The 16,811-nt window shown below is 36.5% G+C and carries 16 protein-coding genes, 1 tRNA gene and 2 pseudogenes; 10 read left to right on the top strand and 9 right to left on the bottom strand.

Going from position 1 to position 16,811, the window contains the following annotated elements; translation table 11 throughout:
* Positions 1-77: 77 nt before the first annotated feature.
* Together XYLOR_RS08570 and XYLOR_RS13625 are read left to right on the top strand one after the other, a co-directional pair.
* Positions 78-950 (top strand): hypothetical protein, encoded by an 873-nt coding sequence (locus XYLOR_RS08570; protein WP_036878450.1) that lies wholly within the window; start codon positions 78-80, stop codon positions 948-950.
* 481 nt (positions 951-1,431) lie between these two features.
* Positions 1,432-1,686: pseudogene (locus tag XYLOR_RS13625) on the top strand (transposase); the annotation flags it as partial.
* Between the two features lie 78 nt (positions 1,687-1,764).
* On the opposite strand, the gene XYLOR_RS08565 reads toward XYLOR_RS13625, so the two are convergent.
* From XYLOR_RS08565 to XYLOR_RS13925, 3 genes and pseudogenes are all read right to left on the bottom strand, one after another.
* Positions 1,765-3,501, bottom strand: coding sequence for a thiamine pyrophosphate-dependent enzyme (locus tag XYLOR_RS08565; protein WP_036878448.1), 1,737 nt, complete (start codon positions 3,499-3,501; stop codon positions 1,765-1,767).
* A gap of 36 nt (positions 3,502-3,537) precedes the next feature.
* On the bottom strand, positions 3,538-4,599 hold the full coding sequence (locus tag XYLOR_RS08560; protein WP_211242075.1) for a sodium:calcium antiporter: 1,062 nt from the start codon (positions 4,597-4,599) through the stop codon (positions 3,538-3,540).
* 125 nt (positions 4,600-4,724) lie between these two features.
* Positions 4,725-5,225: pseudogene (locus XYLOR_RS13925) on the bottom strand (IS30 family transposase); the annotation flags it as partial.
* Between the two features lie 17 nt (positions 5,226-5,242).
* Here XYLOR_RS13925 and XYLOR_RS14040 point away from each other — a divergent pair.
* Both XYLOR_RS14040 and XYLOR_RS14035 read left to right on the top strand, forming a co-directional pair.
* Positions 5,243-5,533: a DUF4172 domain-containing protein gene (locus tag XYLOR_RS14040; protein ID WP_245601987.1), complete on the top strand. Its 291-nt coding sequence runs from the start codon at positions 5,243-5,245 to the stop codon at positions 5,531-5,533.
* Positions 5,534-5,605: 72 nt separating this feature from the next.
* Positions 5,606-5,779, top strand: coding sequence for a hypothetical protein (locus XYLOR_RS14035; RefSeq protein ID WP_245601986.1), 174 nt, complete (start codon positions 5,606-5,608; stop codon positions 5,777-5,779).
* Between the two features lie 80 nt (positions 5,780-5,859).
* Here the strand turns inward: XYLOR_RS14035 and XYLOR_RS08545 are convergent.
* Together XYLOR_RS08545 and XYLOR_RS08540 are read right to left on the bottom strand one after the other, a co-directional pair.
* Positions 5,860-5,932: transfer RNA gene (locus XYLOR_RS08545), tRNA-Lys, on the bottom strand.
* 60 nt (positions 5,933-5,992) lie between these two features.
* Positions 5,993-7,093 carry an AI-2E family transporter gene (locus tag XYLOR_RS08540; protein WP_036878446.1) on the bottom strand — a complete coding sequence of 367 codons (1,101 nt, stop codon included), beginning with the start codon at positions 7,091-7,093 and terminating at the stop codon, positions 5,993-5,995.
* Positions 7,094-7,226: 133 nt separating this feature from the next.
* Here XYLOR_RS08540 and rsmI point away from each other — a divergent pair, with 133 nt between their 5' ends.
* Together rsmI and XYLOR_RS08530 are read left to right on the top strand one after the other, a co-directional pair.
* Entirely contained in the window at positions 7,227-7,925 is a 699-nt protein-coding gene (rsmI, locus tag XYLOR_RS08535) for a 16S rRNA (cytidine(1402)-2'-O)-methyltransferase (RefSeq protein ID WP_036878445.1), read from the top strand.
* A gap of 2 nt (positions 7,926-7,927) precedes the next feature.
* A complete protein-coding gene (locus XYLOR_RS08530) occupies positions 7,928-8,776 on the top strand; it encodes a Cbp1 family collagen-binding glycoprotein adhesin (RefSeq protein WP_036880959.1) in 849 nt (282 codons plus the stop codon).
* A 32-nt stretch (positions 8,777-8,808) separates the two neighbouring features.
* On the opposite strand, the gene XYLOR_RS08525 is transcribed toward XYLOR_RS08530, so the two are convergent.
* Entirely contained in the window at positions 8,809-9,264 is a 456-nt protein-coding gene (locus XYLOR_RS08525) for a nucleoside deaminase (RefSeq protein WP_036880957.1), read from the bottom strand.
* A gap of 125 nt (positions 9,265-9,389) precedes the next feature.
* Between XYLOR_RS08525 and XYLOR_RS08520 the strand changes: the two genes are divergently transcribed.
* From XYLOR_RS08520 to pyrH, 3 genes are read left to right on the top strand one after another with little or no spacing between them, the layout of a single operon-like run.
* Entirely contained in the window at positions 9,390-9,758 is a 369-nt protein-coding gene (locus XYLOR_RS08520) for a YraN family protein (protein ID WP_036878443.1), read from the top strand.
* A 6-nt stretch (positions 9,759-9,764) separates the two neighbouring features.
* Positions 9,765-10,502 carry a biotin--[acetyl-CoA-carboxylase] ligase gene (locus XYLOR_RS08515; protein WP_036878441.1) on the top strand — a complete coding sequence of 246 codons (738 nt, stop codon included), beginning with the start codon at positions 9,765-9,767 and terminating at the stop codon, positions 10,500-10,502.
* Between the two features lie 10 nt (positions 10,503-10,512).
* Complete coding sequence (pyrH, locus tag XYLOR_RS08510) at positions 10,513-11,223, top strand: UMP kinase (RefSeq protein WP_036878440.1); 711 nt, start codon at positions 10,513-10,515, stop codon at positions 11,221-11,223.
* On the opposite strand, the gene XYLOR_RS08505 is transcribed toward pyrH, so the two are convergent.
* From XYLOR_RS08505 to XYLOR_RS08495, 3 genes are read right to left on the bottom strand one after another with little or no spacing between them, the layout of a single operon-like run.
* Positions 11,220-11,537, bottom strand: coding sequence for a DUF4834 family protein (locus tag XYLOR_RS08505; RefSeq protein ID WP_036878438.1), 318 nt, complete (start codon positions 11,535-11,537; stop codon positions 11,220-11,222). The genes pyrH and XYLOR_RS08505 overlap by 4 nt on opposite strands.
* A 12-nt stretch (positions 11,538-11,549) precedes the next feature.
* Complete coding sequence (pssA, locus tag XYLOR_RS08500; RefSeq protein ID WP_245601985.1) at positions 11,550-12,257, bottom strand: CDP-diacylglycerol--serine O-phosphatidyltransferase; 708 nt, start codon at positions 12,255-12,257, stop codon at positions 11,550-11,552.
* Position 12,258: 1 nt separating this feature from the next.
* Positions 12,259-12,948, bottom strand: coding sequence for a phosphatidylserine decarboxylase family protein (locus XYLOR_RS08495; RefSeq protein ID WP_036878436.1), 690 nt, complete (start codon positions 12,946-12,948; stop codon positions 12,259-12,261).
* Positions 12,949-13,087: 139 nt separating this feature from the next.
* Between XYLOR_RS08495 and dnaE the strand changes: the two genes are divergently transcribed.
* Positions 13,088-16,801, top strand: coding sequence for a DNA polymerase III subunit alpha (dnaE, locus tag XYLOR_RS08490; protein ID WP_036878435.1), 3,714 nt, complete (start codon positions 13,088-13,090; stop codon positions 16,799-16,801).
* The last annotated feature ends 10 nt before the right edge of the window (positions 16,802-16,811 follow it).

The following is a 16,811-nucleotide window of genomic DNA, read 5'->3' as shown; positions in this document are numbered from 1 at the left end:
GGCCTATGCCATGAAGAATCCTATCATAATATTCCATCAATGATACGACAACTAGAATTTATTTTAAATTTATAATTATGGGGAAATTAACAGATAAAATAATAACTGAGTTTGTGAGTCAATATGGCGATAATTTCAACTCTATCGATGAAATAAACAGCAAGATGCAGCAGTTTATGACTCAATGTAACAACGTTGGACGTGATGAATTTGAAGGATATTCACCTGTTGAGATGAGTGATATTCTTTATTGTACTTTTTCTACGGGCAATATAGTTCAATTAAAAGAATGCTCTTCTGATGTCTATAACGAAAGCCCTCTCTTTCGTCAAATAAAATACGTGATATCTGTATTGCAACGAGATGGTAAAATCAAATTGACCACAAAGGGTGCGTTACCCTCAAAACTTGTGAAAGAATTGTATCCGCTTGGTGCATTAGATTATTGGGTGGAAACCGGACTTACCAAAGTATATAAAGAGGCTGATACTATTTCAACTCAACTCACACACCTTATAATGAAGCAGATGAAAATAGTAAAAGAGACACATGGGGTAATGACAATTGTCAAGGGACGAACAAAGATGCTTGAAGACGACCATGCTTTAATGAAGTCAATGCTCTATGTAATGACAAACTTATTTAACTTTGCGTATTTTGATTTGATGGAAGAGAATCTAGGTGTTGTCGGTATAGGCTATTCGATAGTTTTACTTCATAAATATGGAGATAAAAAGAGAGACGCTACATTCTACTCTACTAAATATTTTAAAGCATTATTTCCTGGGGAGGATGATCATTATGTATATTGGATAAGAGTGTTTGATAGATGCTTACGTCAGCTGGGACTTATTGCATACAAAGAACGTAGATTTTGTGAATCTCCTGATATTCAAAAAACAGATTTATTTGATAAACTAATTACAGTGGCAGCTCCCAAAGGTAAGTAATTCACTATGGCTTACAAACCTAAAAGTCCATATGAGTCCTATACTATTAGCGTTCAGTTACGCCAACGCAAGATAGCAAATACAAACTGGCCCAGATTTTTCCTCTTCAGAGTAGCTAAACTTTATGCATAGAAATTGTTAAATTCCCAAAATTATGAATCGACCCCGAATTGGGACATAAGAAGTCTATTCAACGAAAAAAGGACTCCGTAATGGAATCCCTCTAAATTTGTCTTAGTGATCCGCTTGGGGTCATGGAATAAAATTGTTATACTTTTGAATTCATTGAAGTACAATGAAGTAATAAAAATTAAGGATTCGAGTAGCACACTTTTGTAGCGCATTTTTCCATGATTCCTTGTCGGATCATAATACATGACCCTTTGTAAGAGAGATCCTTACCTTTTATATCTTATGAAATATTTTTCAATCGCAGTATCTCCCATTTTGATGTTGGGATCATACGCGAACTTAAAGAGAAGGGCTTAGGGCAATAATGAAAAACAAACTGATGCCTCTTTGGGATAAAATCATGTTGCGCAAAAGGTATATCATTGAATGCATTAATGATAGACTCAAAAATACAGCTCAGATCGTATATTCCAGACACCGTTCTATAAACAATTTCATCATGAATCTCGTTCCTGTTATTACTGCATATTGCTTCTCTGACAAGAAGCTACGGCCTCTTTCTAGATATGAAATCGTTCAAACTAATCAACCATCTTTCTTCTGATTTCTTATACCGAACTCAAGTAATTCTTCATCAGGGGCCAACTCTTTGAATACTTTTTATAATCAGTTATTTTTCCGATCAGATCACTTCACCAATATGTTTATAGTTTGACTTAATGATCTTAAAAATTTCATCTACACGTCCGCTTATCATCATTTTCCCCATATAAAAAGCAAAACCTTTCATTTGGTCGAATTCCAGTTTAGGAGGCATGGCAAGAGCATTCGGATCAGTCTGAATGGTAATTAATGCAGGACCATCCTGTAGAAAGGCTTTTTCTAATGCCGGTCTAACATCTGCAGGATCATTAATTAGAATTCCGTACATTCCCATTGCTTCAGCTAATTTTACGAAATCAGGATTCAACATATCCGTTTCAATGTCAGGAATTCCTGCTACTTGCATTTCCAGTTTTACCATACCCAATGAACTATTATTAAAAAGTACAATCTTCACAGGTAAATTGTATTGAACAATCGTCATCAAGTCACCCATCATCATGGATAAACCGCCATCACCGCAAAAGGCAATCACTTGTTTGTCGGGACAGGCAAATGCTGCGCCAATGGCTTGCGGCATGGCATTTGCCATTGATCCGTGATTAAATGAACCCAACATTTTTCGTTCACCGGTTCCAGCAATATAGCGTGCAGCCCATACACAACACATTCCTGTATCTACCGTAAATATGGCATCCTTGTGAGCCAACTCATTTATCACAGAAGCAACATATTCAGGATGAATAGTATTTGGTTTACCGGGATCGTTTACATATAATAATAAATTCTTTTTGACTACATCGTAAAACTTTAATTGCCGATTGAGAAATTTAGTATCTTTTTTCGTTACTATAAGGGACAAGATGGCTTGTAGCGTGTCTTTTACATCACCACAAAGACCCATCTCAAGTTTTGCTCTTCGTCCAAGATTCTCCGGTTTAATATCAATTTGTACAATTTTATTATGAACAGGCATAAAGGGTGTATACGGAAAATCTGTTCCTAATAATATAAGCAATTCACATTCATGCATGCTTTGGTAAGCAGAAGGGACCCCCAGTAAGCCGGTAAGACCCACTTCATAGGGATTATCATACTGAATCGCCATCTTTGCCTTATAAGAATAGGCAACTGGTGATTTTAATTTTTCTGCAAGCTGAATAATCTCATCATGTGCTTCTGCAGCACCAAGTCCGCAATAGATAGTGACTTTCCGATACGAATTTATTATTCCGGCGAGTTGTAACAGTTCATCCTCGGATGGTCTGACAATAGGTTCGGTATGAAATAGCCTTGTTGTAGTTTCGGCCTCTTCTGCAGGAAAATTCGTGATGTCACCAGGCAACCCAAGAACAGCTACCCCCTTTTTCTGTATGGTATATTGAAGGGCGGCCTGTAGCATACGAGGAAATTGCGTTGTTGTTGTAGCCATTTGATTATAGCAACTGCAATCGTCAAACAGCTTGAATATGTTTGTTTCCTGAAAATAGTCGGTTCCAAATTCACTGGTCGGGATAGTGGATGCAATGGCCAATACGGAAGCCGACGAACGATTTGCATCATACAGACCATTGATCAGATGAACATGTCCTGGACCACTACTACCCGCACAACATGCCAGACCGTTTAACTGTGCCTCTGCACTGGCTGCAAAAGCGGCAGTTTCTTCGTTTCGGACATGAACCCACTTGATCTTGCCATTACGATGCACTGCTTCATTTACATGATTAAGACTATCTCCTGTTACGGCATAAATTCGTTGAATTCCTGCTGCAACTAAGGTTTCCACTAGTTGATCCGATATATTTTTACTCATAATATATATATTAAATAATGCATAATTTTTTTTTTACTAAATAGCAAATAATCCTAGTAATCCGATTAAATAAACGATCATTACAATGAATGAATCAATACCCATCCTTAGTATTTGCTTTCGGGGACGGAATATTAAACCGCAGATATAGATAATAGTTAGAAGTATTGCTAACGCTGTGAGATAAATATCAGTTTTATGCGCTTGCGGAAGAACAGATTCACCCGAAATGATAGTTGCCACCATAAATAATACCGGCAGGAATGCATTTCCTCCGAAAATATCACTCATGGCCATTTGATAATCTTCTAATTTCACGGAAGTTAAACCTGTAGCTACTTCAGGCAGCGAAGTCGCAGCCGCTAAAATTGTAGCACCGAATAATACACCCGTCATTCCTATCTGTTTAGCAATGGCTTCGCCCGTTACTTCCAATCCCACACCGGCAACTAAAGTAACCAATGAGCATAAAGCAAAAATAAAAATAACAACTTGAATGCTTGTCCCTTTTTTTATAGCTAAATCATATTTTTTTATTTTGCTGTGTCCTCGCTTTTCTTTTTGACTGCCCGGAAGAACACCTAACTGATGCCAAGGCAAGTTAGTTCTTGCTTTCCCGATCAAATATATACCTACAATCCACACCAACACGATGATTACATCTATTGGCGCTACACCATGGAAAATAACCAAGGAGCCAAACTGATTGCCCACAATCACTAATGTCAAAACAATAATAACCATTAATCCTTCCAGCACTAATATAAGCGATGCAGCACGATAAGTAAGAGGATCTTTTTTGCCCAGTCCAAATACATCCAACACCACAAGTACGACAGTTTGTAGAGCAATACCTCCCAGAATATTTCCGATAGCAAGTGCCATATTGTGCTGAATTGCAGCGCTTACAGTAATGGCAATTTCGGGGAGATTTGTTACAATTGCCAGTAAAATTAATCCACCCAATGCTTCACCCAAACCGAAGTGTATGGAAAGAATGTCGGCAGTCTCGGTTAATTTGATTCCTGCCAACCATATTAGTATTGCACTAACGCCGAATATAAGTAGAAGCATTGTCAATGAAAGAGATTCAATCATAAAAATATATTGAGTAACAATTAATAGTCCATTTCAAATCTTTTAAAACCTCATTTTCTTCTTTAATTCTTACAGATAACATAATCAAATTAAGTACCGTAAACACAATTGAGGTGCAATACAAATGTAATGTCTCCAAAATCCGTACCCTTTGGGAAGTCTTTTCTAATAAGTCCATTTGTGTTTTCATTGGCTCCTCTTTCCCATGAGTGATATGGTTTCGCAAAGTAAATAAAAATATTCAATTTCTCTGCGATTTTTTCGTGAAAACTGAATTATTTTCCATTATCAGCCGTTATTGTGTGTATTATGTCCTTAATTGGTAATAATGCTTTTATGGCAGCTTCGGTCAGTGGAGCGGCTTCTTTCCCACTTAATAATCGAATCCATACCAGACCTGTGGCCCTATCATTGATAGTAAGAAGGGCTCCTTTCTGGTTCTTGCCAATCACTGTGTCAATCTCTAAATCTCGGAATCTAAGCTTCTCATCTACGATAGATGGTCTTTGATCAATGTCAATACGATTCTTGATAAATCCACGATCATTCGTCTTTTGACCACGTTTTGTATAGTGTCTTCCGAGTCGACGAAGATTCTTGTGTAATTCTTTGCCACCTAGTTTCTTGGGACAATAACTTGAAAGTGAAGGTCTTTAACTCTACCTCTAATAGCGGTGTAAAAGTAAGCAATTTATTTGTGGATAAAGAATTTAATACTAAAAATGGTATTGCTAATGACATCCTAGCTTCATCGGCCATTGAAGGTATTATTCTTGATTTGTCTGAAGTGCGCTCTTCTATAGCTCGAAAGTTGGGTATCAAAGTTGCAGATGAAAAAGCTCCAACGCATTATATAGGTGGTATCGTAGAAATGATGCTTGATGCCACAGTTAATTATCTTGACCCGCTATCTGAAAAAAGGCTTTTCTCCTGACATGGAGCATTATTCCCCACAGGACGAAGTGGACTTTCGGAAATTAATGTTGGAGCCTATCGCACAGAACCAATGCAAGTCGTGTCCGGCATGTTTGGCCGTGAAAAAGTGTATTATCGTGCCCCTGAAGTGGAGAAAGTGCTTGTAGAAATGAAGACTTTTATCGATTGGCTAAGATTTTTTCAGAAAGAAGTCACCTTGCAGGATTTGGTTGACAAGTATTTTGCATTCCTAGAAATGGGATAATAAATTCATTTAAACAGATGAATTGGAACATGAAAAGTTTATTTAACTAGAAAAGGAGTTCATTTGAACTCCTTTTCTAGTGATCCGCTTGGGGTTCGAACCCAAGACCCCAACATTAAAAGTGTTGTGCTCTACCAACTGAGCTAGCGGATCATACCGTGCTTATTTTGTTAAGCGAGTGCAAAGGTATGAGTTTTTTTTGTAACAACCAAATTATTCAATAACTTTTTCGGGAAAATCTTCATTTCCCTGCTCTTTTGTGACATATTTTTGGTAATATGCAATTATCAAAGTGGTCAGCGGCAGGGCAATTATTAGCCCGATGAAACCTAACAAAGTGCCCCATACGGATAACGAAAGTAATAATATCGCAGGGTTTAACCCCATAGCTTTACCCATTATTTTTGGCGTCAGTATCATATCTGCAATAAGTTGAACTACTATAAAGACGGCAACTGCAGATAGTAGTATTATCCAGAAATTCTGTCCAGTGTCAGCTGCTTTAAGCAATGACAGAAAAATAGTTGGTATAATAGCTAATGTATGTAGATAAGGAATCAAATCCATCAATCCTATAAGTATTCCCAATCCTATAGCCATTGGGAAACCTATTATGGTGAAACCAATACAGAATAAGACTCCAACACATAAGGCTACAACTGCCTGACCACGCATATAACTGTTTAATTCGTGTTCTACATCAGTCATCAGTTCTTTCCAAAAAGGACGGTTCTTTTTAGGAAATACCTTAATCCATTTGGAAGAAAGTACCTCGTAATCCATAAGTATGAAGAACATATATAATATTGTGATGAAAGATGCTATTATACTTATTATTATGTTAGCGGTCTGACCTAAAACAGAAAAAACTCCAGGCATGGCATTTTTTATAGCTTCAATAACTTCTTTGTTCTTAAAGAACTTCTCTATATTTTTGTCATTTGCCATTAGCCATTCTTGAATTGTAGTAGGATAGTTCTTTATGTGGGTAGTTTGATTCAAATAGCGTGTAGCTAGATCGCCCAATTTCTCAAATTGTTCTATCAGAGGTGGAATAATAAGATAAACTAAACCTCCTATTACAGATATTACGAATATTAGTGTGACGATAATAGACAATACGCGTCCTGGAACATGTAGTTTGTGTTGTACAAAACATACAATAGGATAAAGAAGATAGGCAAATAGCCATGCAATAAAAAAAGGTAATAGTACGCTACTTAGATAATTTGTCACATATAATATAGCGATAATAAGCAAAGCAGTCAAAGCCCATCTTATGAATTTATCGAATGTTATTTTATTTTCTAACATATTTTTAGTTATAATTGAATAAGGTCATACATTATTATAATTAAGTGCAAAAATACAAATACGTTTTAAAAATTGCAAAGAATTGGCTGCTTTTTTTGAATAAATCAAATAATTATATATATTTGTATTCAATATGGGTATATTATACGTAGTGCCTACTCCGGTAGGGAACATGGAAGATATTACTTTCCGTGCTATTCGCATCCTGAAAGAGGCTGATCTAGTCTTGGCAGAAGATACAAGAACATCTGGTATTCTGTTGAAACATTTCGATATCAAGAATAATTTGATGTCGCATCATAAGTTTAATGAGCATGGAACATCTGCTAATATAGTGGAAAAACTAAAAGCAGGTATGACAATAGCTCTTATTAGCGATGCAGGTACACCTGGAATAAGTGACCCTGGCTTCTTCTTGGTTCGTGAGGCTGTAAAGGAGGGCATCACAGTGCAGTGCCTACCAGGAGCAACTGCATTTGTTCCTGCATTAGTGTCTTCTGGCTTGCCTGATGATAGGTTTTGTTTTGAAGGCTTTCTTCCCCCAAAAAAGGGTAGGGCCACAAGACTGGAAAACCTTAAAAGCGAAACGCGTACAATGATTTTTTATGAATCACCATACAGGTTACTAAAAACATTGCAGCATTTTGCAGAGGCTTTCGGTGAAGATAGACAAGTAAGTGTATGCCGTGAAATATCTAAAATTTACGAAGAAAGTGTAAGGGGCACTTTATCTGATGTTATAAATCATTTTTCGGAGACAGAACCTAGAGGCGAGATAGTTATTATTCTTGCCGGTGTGAGTACAAAAGAATATAAACAAAACAAAAAATGAAGATGAAAAAAGTATTAATACTAGCTGTATGTGCTTTGTCGTTGGTGGCTTGTAATAACGAGAAGCCAAAATCAAATGTTGTTACAGCTCAACAGACTGATTCGCTTCAGAAGATTATTGCTCAGAAAGACAATGAACTCAATGATATGATGGGAACTATGAATGATATAAATGAAGGTTTCCGTGAAATTGGTGAGGCTGAAAATAGAGTCGCTTTGGCTAAACAGGGGGAAGGAGCTGATGCCACTCAGCGTGTACGTGAAAATATACAGTTCATACAGTCTACAATGAAGCAGAACCGTGAACTAATAAATAAACTGAAAGAGCAACTGCGTGAAAGTTCTTTTAAAGGAGAACAATTTAAACGTACAATAGATGGTCTAGTAAAACAACTTGACGCAAAAGATCAACAACTGCAGCAACTTAGAGCAGAGTTGGATGCTAAGGATATTCATATTTCTGAATTGGATGAAACAATATCTAATCTTAATACAAATTTATCTAGTTTGACAGATGAGAGTAGTCAGAAATCACAAATGATAAGCCTTCAAGACAGACAGTTGAACTCTGCTTGGTTTGTGTTTGGCACTAAAAGTGAACTTAAAGAACAGCATATTATAGAAGAAGGTCGAGTTTTGCAGTCTAACTTTAACAAGAATTACTTTACAAAGATAGATATACGAGTAGATAAGGATATAAAATTATATTCTAAATCGGCAAAACTTCTTACAACTCACCCAGCAGGTTCTTATAGCCTTCAGAGAGATGCAAACAATCAATACGTATTGCATATAACAAACCCTCAATCATTTTGGGGAACAAGTAAGTATCTTGTGATATTAGTCAAATAACAAAAAGAGCGGTTCATAAGAGCCGCCCTTTTTTATCTTTTGTCTTTAAAAAAATCTATTATCAGCTGTTTGCATTTGTCAGCTAATATGCCTTCTGTTACAGATGCTTTTGGATGCAATGCATTAGGTGCATATTTATGATAACCTCGCTTATCATCTGCAGCGCCATATACAATACGTGTAATCTGTGCCCATCCGATAGCACCCGCACACATCGTGCAAGGCTCTATAGTTACATATAGAGTACAATCACTTAGATATTTACCACCAAGAGAATTGGCGGCAGATGTTATAGCTTGCATTTCTGCATGAGCAGTGACATCGCAAAGGGTTTCTGTAAGATTATGAGCTCTTGATACGATAACATCATTGCATACAATTACAGCTCCTATTGGTATCTCTCCTGCATCGAGTGCCTTATGAGCTTCTAAAAGTGCCATCTGCATATAATGTTCATCTTTATTTATTGGTTCTTCTTTATTATTCATCATGATACTTGTTTTTTGTGGCTGACTATAGCAATTTTATTTCCTGCAAATTTAATAAAAATTCCTGATATGGTTTTGTAGGATTGGATAATTGTAGTATTTTTGCAATATAATAGAGAATATAAATGGCCGCACATAATAATTTAGGGTCTTGGGGCGAAGAAAAAGCTGTCGAATACCTTAAAAGAAAAGGATTTCAAATATTACATCGAGACTGGAAATATCAGCATCGTGATTTGGATATTGTAGCAAGTATAGACAATCAATTGGTTATTGTTGAGGTTAAAACACGTAAGAAAGATACTGTACTTGCCCCTGAGATGGCTGTTGACCGTAGAAAAGTGCGCAGTCTTATGATTGCAGCCAATGCTTATATTAAGTTATTTAAAATAGATAAGGAAGTCAGATTTGACATCATTGCTATCTTAGGTGATAACGATGATAATATGGAAATTAATCATATAGAAGATGCTTTCTTGCCGATACCTTATTAGAATTAAATGAAGACTAACATAATTTATCTGGAAGAGACGGACTCTACAAACAGATATCTTAAGGATATAAGTTTGGACGCAAGTGATGATATAACAGTGGTATGGACTACTTATCAAACTGCTGGAAAAGGCCAAGGGGGTCATAAATGGGAGTCTGAGAGAGGTAAAAATCTGTTATTTAGTGTTTTGCTACATCCTGTTAACGTGCCTGTAAGAAAACAGTTTATTCTTTCAATGGCCATAGCATTATCTATAAAGAATGCTTTGACAAAATATACTTCTGATTTAAGTGTAAAGTGGCCAAATGATATATATTGGCAAAATAAAAAGATATGTGGCATCCTTATTGAGAATAGTATTTCTTCAGCAGGTTTCAAAGACTGCATTTTGGGACCTGGCATTGATGTTAACCAGAAATTTTTTTATAGTGATGCTCCCAATCCGGTATCTCTCTATCAGATTTTGAATAAGGAAACAGACATAAGACAACTACTTGATTCGGTTATTGAGAATCTAACTATATATTTGGAATCTATATACAGTGGTGAATATATGAATGTAAGAGAAGAGTATTTAGCGTCTCTGTACCGTAGAGATGGCTTATATTCTTATAGAGATATGGATGGAGAGTTCAGAGCTTATATAAAAGATGTTACTGATAATGGATATTTAGTGCTTCAGAATACAGAGGGCATCGCCAAAAAATATGCATTTAAAGAAGTTGAATATTTAATAAACAAATAATATAAATAAAATGGCAAAGTATAAAAGAATCCTTTTGAAACTCAGTGGAGAGAGTCTGATGGGTAAACAGAGCTTCGGAATAGATCCGGACCGTCTGGCAGATTATGCGCGACAAATAAAAGAAGTGCACGATATGGGCGTGCAGATTGGTATAGTTATAGGTGGTGGTAATATATTCAGAGGATTGAGTGGTACCGGTAAAGGATTTGATCGTGTAAAAGGAGATCAGATGGGTATGTGTGCTACTGTTATTAATTCGTTGGCGTTAAGTAGTGCAATAGGTACTTTGGGAATTAAAACGAAGGTGATGACAGCAATACGTATGGAGCCTATAGGTGAGTTCTATAACAAATGGAATGCTATCGAATATATGGAACAAGACTATGTTTGTATATTTAGTGCAGGAACAGGAAATCCATATTTCACAACTGATACGGGTTCTTCTCTTCGTGGAATAGAAATAGAAGCTGACGTGATGTTAAAGGGTACGCGTGTAGATGGAATCTATACCGCAGATCCTGAAAAAGACCCATTTGCAAAGAAGTTTAAAGATATAACTTATGATGATATTTATACGCGTGGCTTAAAAGTTATGGATCTTACAGCAACAACAATGTGCAAAGAAAATGACTTGCCGATATATGTTTTTAATATGGATATATTCGGTAATCTGAAAAAAGTTATTGAAGGTGAAGAAATCGGGACACTAGTTCATAACTAAGAGTCTTCTTCATATTTTACATATTCTCCCTCTTTTTGGGAGAATATTTTTCTTTTAGATATAGAAGGGTCTCTTGTGTCTATTATAGTATCATCTTTACTTTTGCTATTATTCCCATTACTGCTACTAGATCCCTTTTCATCATCATCATTAAACTCGTAGTTTTGTCCACCGTTCATGCTATTAAAATCATAACTGGCATTTTTTGCTTGTTTTAGAATCTTATATACACGGTAAACGAATTTACCTATAAGCAATGCAATAATAGCGAAAAATGCGATTATTAAAATGAAAATAATAAGCAGTCCATGCATAATGAAACCTATTTATTTCTTTTTACTATTTGTTATAATAGATAATACGACATACCAAGCTATGATGATGGCAAATCCACCAAGCCGAAATATTAGAAGCAATGGTATGCAAGTTATAAGGAAAATATACTTTATTTCATTACCTTTCCATTTCCATTGTTTGAATTTTAACGCAAACATTGGAATCTCTGCAATTAGAGTATAACTGCATAATACGATCAGCGCCAAAACTATAATTAGTGCTGATGAGCCAACCTCTGCAAGACTTGTTCCTGTTATCAGTGATGCCCAGAATAAAGCATTTGCTGGTGTTGGCAGCCCTATAAATGATGTGGCTTGTCTTTCATCCAAGTTAAACTTTGCGAGCCTTAGAGCAGAGAATGCTGCTATTATATATGCAAAGTATGGCATTATTGGACGTGCAAATTCTAATGCTGATGGATATTCTATTGTATATAGAAGTGCAAATACCATAGATGCGGGGGCAACCCCGAAGGTTACATCATCAGCTAATGAGTCGAGCTCTTTTCCAATTGGTGAAGAAACACCTAGCAGTCGGGCACTCATTCCATCAAAGAAATCAAAAATAGCACCGATCACAATAAAAAGGAATGCTTTTTCTGATGCTCCAGCAAGTGCAAATGTTGTAGCAATACATCCTGAAACTAAATTGCAGCAGGTAAGAGTGTTCGGTATTATTTTAGTAATGCGATTAGCCATTTTATTTTAATTTTGCTAAAACAGTTAGGTCTCCAGTAGTACATTGTCCCATCTTTACACATACTTCTGTGCCAATAGGCAAGAATACGTCAACGCGAGATCCTAACTTTATAAATCCTAAATGCTCATCTATATAGCATTCTTCACCTTCCTTAGCATATGTTACTATACGGCGTGCCATGGCTCCTGCTATCTGGCGGCATAAAACTTCTGTTCCATCTGCCGTCTCTATCATTGTGTCAGCTCGTTCGTTTTCTTCACTTGCTTTTGGTAACCACGCTTTATGATAGTTACCGTCTTGATGATGGACAAACTTTACCTTACCATCAACTGGAAACCAATTGGCATGTACATTAAATAAACTCATGAAGATAGAAATCATCAATCGCTTGTCATGAAAATATTCATTTTCTTCGACTTCCTCGATAACTACGACTTTACCATCAGCAGGCGCAACGACAATATTGTCAGTCTCACCATTAAAATAGCGTATTGGACATCTGTAGAAGTTTACAACGATGCCGTAAACTACTCCACATATCACTAAAAAACACCAAAAAGGTATTGTTGATTCGAAAGAACGCCATAGAATCACTGCGATGGCAACTATGGAAAATAATCCGTAGATTAGAGTATCAGTTCCTTCGCGGTGCAAGCGTATTTTCTTAAGTTTTTTTATTCGTTCTCCCATTGTATTTTTCGAAGCTTCATTCAATTTTGCAAAGGTAATCCTTTTTTGGTTATAATACAAATTTTTCGACTTTTTCTTTTGTTATCTCGACTAATAAGATTATCTTTACAGCTTGAAAATAACACCCTTTATATAGATTATGCAAGATTTTGTTCATTTACATGTACATACTTATTACTCGATTCTTGATGGTCAGGCCAGTATACCTAAATTGGTTGATAAGGCTATAGCAAATGGTATGAGAGGTATGGCTGTTACCGACCATGGAAACATGATGGGTATAAAAGAATTTTATAATTATTGTAAGAAAAAGAATTCGAAACTTAGAGAAGAAGGTAAGCCTGAATTTGTACCTATTTTGGGGTGCGAAATGTATGTGGCACGTCGCAATAAGGAGGATAGAGTTAAAGATAAAGGTGACCAGAGTGGTTATCACCTCATAGTTTTGGCAAAAAACTCTATAGGATATCACAATCTTATTAAATTGGTATCAAGAGCATGGGTGGATGGCTTTTATATGCGTCCGCGTACTGACCGTAAAGATTTGGAAACTTATCATGAAGGTCTAATTATTTGTACAGCATGTATAGCAGGCGAAGTGCCTTCAAAAATATTGAAGGGTAGACTAGATGAAGCTCGTGAGGCAGTGGAATGGTATCACAACTTGTTTGGCGATGACTACTATCTTGAATTGCAACGCCATGAAGTTAAAGATCCTAATATAAGGGCTAATCGTGAAGCATTTCCTTTGCAGCAAAAAGCGAATAGAATACTCATCGAATTTGCTAAAGAATACGGCATTAAATTGGTTTGTACTAATGATAGTCACTTCGTTGATGAAGAGAATGCCGAGGCTCATGACCGTCTATTGTGTCTTGCTACAGGAAAAGATCTCAATGATGAAAAACGAATGCTATATTCTAAGCAAGAGTGGTTTAAAACAAAAGAAGAAATGAATGAAGTATTTGCCGATGTACCTGAAGCATTGGCAAATACTTGTGAAATACTAGACAAAGTAGAACAATATTCAATAGATCATGCACCTATTATGCCATTCTTCCCCATTCCTAAAGAGTTTGGAACGGAAGAGGATGTTAGAAAAAAGTTTTCTAAGGAACAGCTTTTCGAAGAATTTACAAGGGATGAGAATGGTAATGTTATAATGTCGCATGAGGAAGGTGAAAAGAAAATAAAAAAGCTTGGAGGATATGATAAAATATATCGTATTAAGTTCGAAGCTGACTATCTTTCAAAACTTGCTTATGATGGTGCAAAAAGACGTTATGGAGATCCTATTCCGAGTGAAGTTTCTGAGCGTGTAAACTTTGAATTGCATGTCATGAAAACTATGGGTTTCCCCGGATATTTCCTTATTGTGGAGGATTTTATAAACTCAGCCCGTGATGAACTTGGTGTGATGGTTGGACCTGGTCGTGGTAGTGCGGCAGGATCTGTCGTGGCTTATTGTCTTGGAATAACTAAGATAGACCCGATAAAGTATGATTTGCTTTTTGAGCGTTTCTTAAACCCGGATCGTATATCCTTACCTGATATTGATACAGACTTCGATGATGATGGTCGTGGAAAAGTTCTTGATTGGGTGACTGATAAATATGGTGCTGACAAAGTGGCGCATATTATTACATATGGTACAATGGCTACAAAACTAGCCATAAAGGATGTTGCTCGTGTTGAGAAATTACCGTTGGACATATCAAACCACCTTTGCAAGCAGATTCCAGATAAGTTACCTGATGGTCTGAAAATGAACCTTACTAATGCGATTAAGTGTGTTCCTGAACTTAGGCAGGCTGAGGCTTCTTCTGATTTAAAGTTACGTGAGACTATCAGATATGCAAAAATGCTTGAGGGCAATGTACGAAATACAGGTATACATGCTTGTGGTACCATTATATGTAGAGATCCTATAAGCGATTGGGTTCCTGTATCTACAGCTGAAGATAAAGCTGACCCTGGACGTAAATTGCTTTGTACACAATATGAAGGTAGCGTAATTGAAGAAACAGGACTTATAAAGATGGACTTTTTGGGACTTAAGACTTTGTCTATCTTGAAAGAAGCCGTAGAAAATATAAGAATAAGTAAGGGCATTGAAATCGATTTGGATACAATACCGATTGACGATGAAGAGACATACCAACTTTATTGCGAGGGTCGTACGATAGGTACATTCCAATTTGAGTCTGCCGGTATGCAGAAGTACCTGCGTGAACTTCACCCTTCTACTTTCGAAGACCTTATAGCGATGAACGCCCTGTATCGTCCGGGACCAATGGATTATATACCAGACTTTATTGACCGTAAACTCGGTCGTAAGCCTGTAATATACGATATTCCCTGTATGGAGAAATATCTAAAAGATACTTATGGTATAACGGTCTATCAGGAGCAAGTCATGCTTCTTAGTCGCCAGTTAGCAGGATTCACTCGTGGTGAGAGTGATACACTTCGTAAGGCAATGGGTAAAAAGCTGAAAGAGAAGTTGGACCACTTGCATCCTAAATTTATTGAAGGTGGACAAAAAAATGGATATAAAAAAGAGACACTTGAAAAAATATGGTCAGACTGGGAAAAATTTGCATCTTATGCATTCAATAAGAGTCATGCCACCTGTTATTCTTGGGTAGCATACCAGACTGCATATCTTAAAGCACATTATCCTGCTGAATATATGGCCGCAGTAATGAGTCGAAATCTTGACAATATTACTGAAATAACAAAACTGATGGACGAGTGTAAGGCTATGGGAATAGAGACATTGGGACCTGATGTAAATGAGAGTCGACAAAAGTTTAGTGTTAATATCCATGGTGCTATTCGCTTTGGTTTAGCAGCTGTTAAAGGAATTGGCGGATCTGCAGCTACTTCAATTATAGAAGAACGTGAGAAAAATGGTCCTTATACTAGTATATTTGATGTGGTACAACGTATAAGTCTTTCTTCATGTAATAGAAAGTGTTTTGAGAGTATGGCATTAAGCGGAGGTTTTGATAGTTTTGGCATAAAACGTGAACAATATTTCGGGCAAAATGCAAAAGGAGATACATTCCTTGATACATTAATTCGTTATGGACAGTTGTATCAGTCAGAGCAGTCACAGGCTCAAAATTCATTGTTTGGTGAAACAAATTCTGTTGAAATAGCTACACCTCAAGTTCCTGAAGCTGAATCATGGAGTGATATTGAAAAACTAAATAAGGAACGTGAACTCGTCGGTATTTATCTGTCTGCACATCCTCTTGATGAATATGGTTTTATACTGACTAATCTTTGCAATACTCATTGCTCAGAGTTAGCAGATGATAAAGTAGAACTAGCCAAACGCGAGCAACTTACGATAGGAGGTATTGTTACTAAGGTTAGATCCATGTTTACAAAGGTAAGTGGCAAACCATGTGGATTTGTTACATTAGAAGATTTTGAAGGGTCTGGAGAACTTGCTCTATTCGGAGACGATTGGTTGAAGTGGCAGGGCTCTCTTCAAAATGAGTATCGTGTATATATAACTGCAAAATGTCAGCAACGTTTCCGCGATAGTAATTCTTATGAACTTAAGATAGAAAATATAGAATTATTACAAGATGTAAAGGAAAAAAGGGTAGAGACTATAACAATCACGATGGATGTTACAAAGATAGATGAGACTATGGTTCATGATTTATATACACTCATCAATGACCATCCCGGTAATACCCAAATTTATTTTCAGATTAAAGATGTTGAAAGCAACAGCAATGTAAAATTGAAGAGTAACAAAAACAAAGTGGATGTAGTACGTGATTTACTATCTTATATAAAGGAAAACCCGGCGCTAGATTATTCTATCAATTAAATTGGCATAA

Origin of the sequence: Xylanibacter oryzae DSM 17970 (genome assembly GCF_000585355.1) — a bacterium.
GTDB classification, from domain to species: domain Bacteria; phylum Bacteroidota; class Bacteroidia; order Bacteroidales; family Bacteroidaceae; genus Prevotella; species Prevotella oryzae.
Note: the sequence above shows the minus strand (reverse complement) of the source record. Positions and strands in the feature narration are given on the sequence as shown.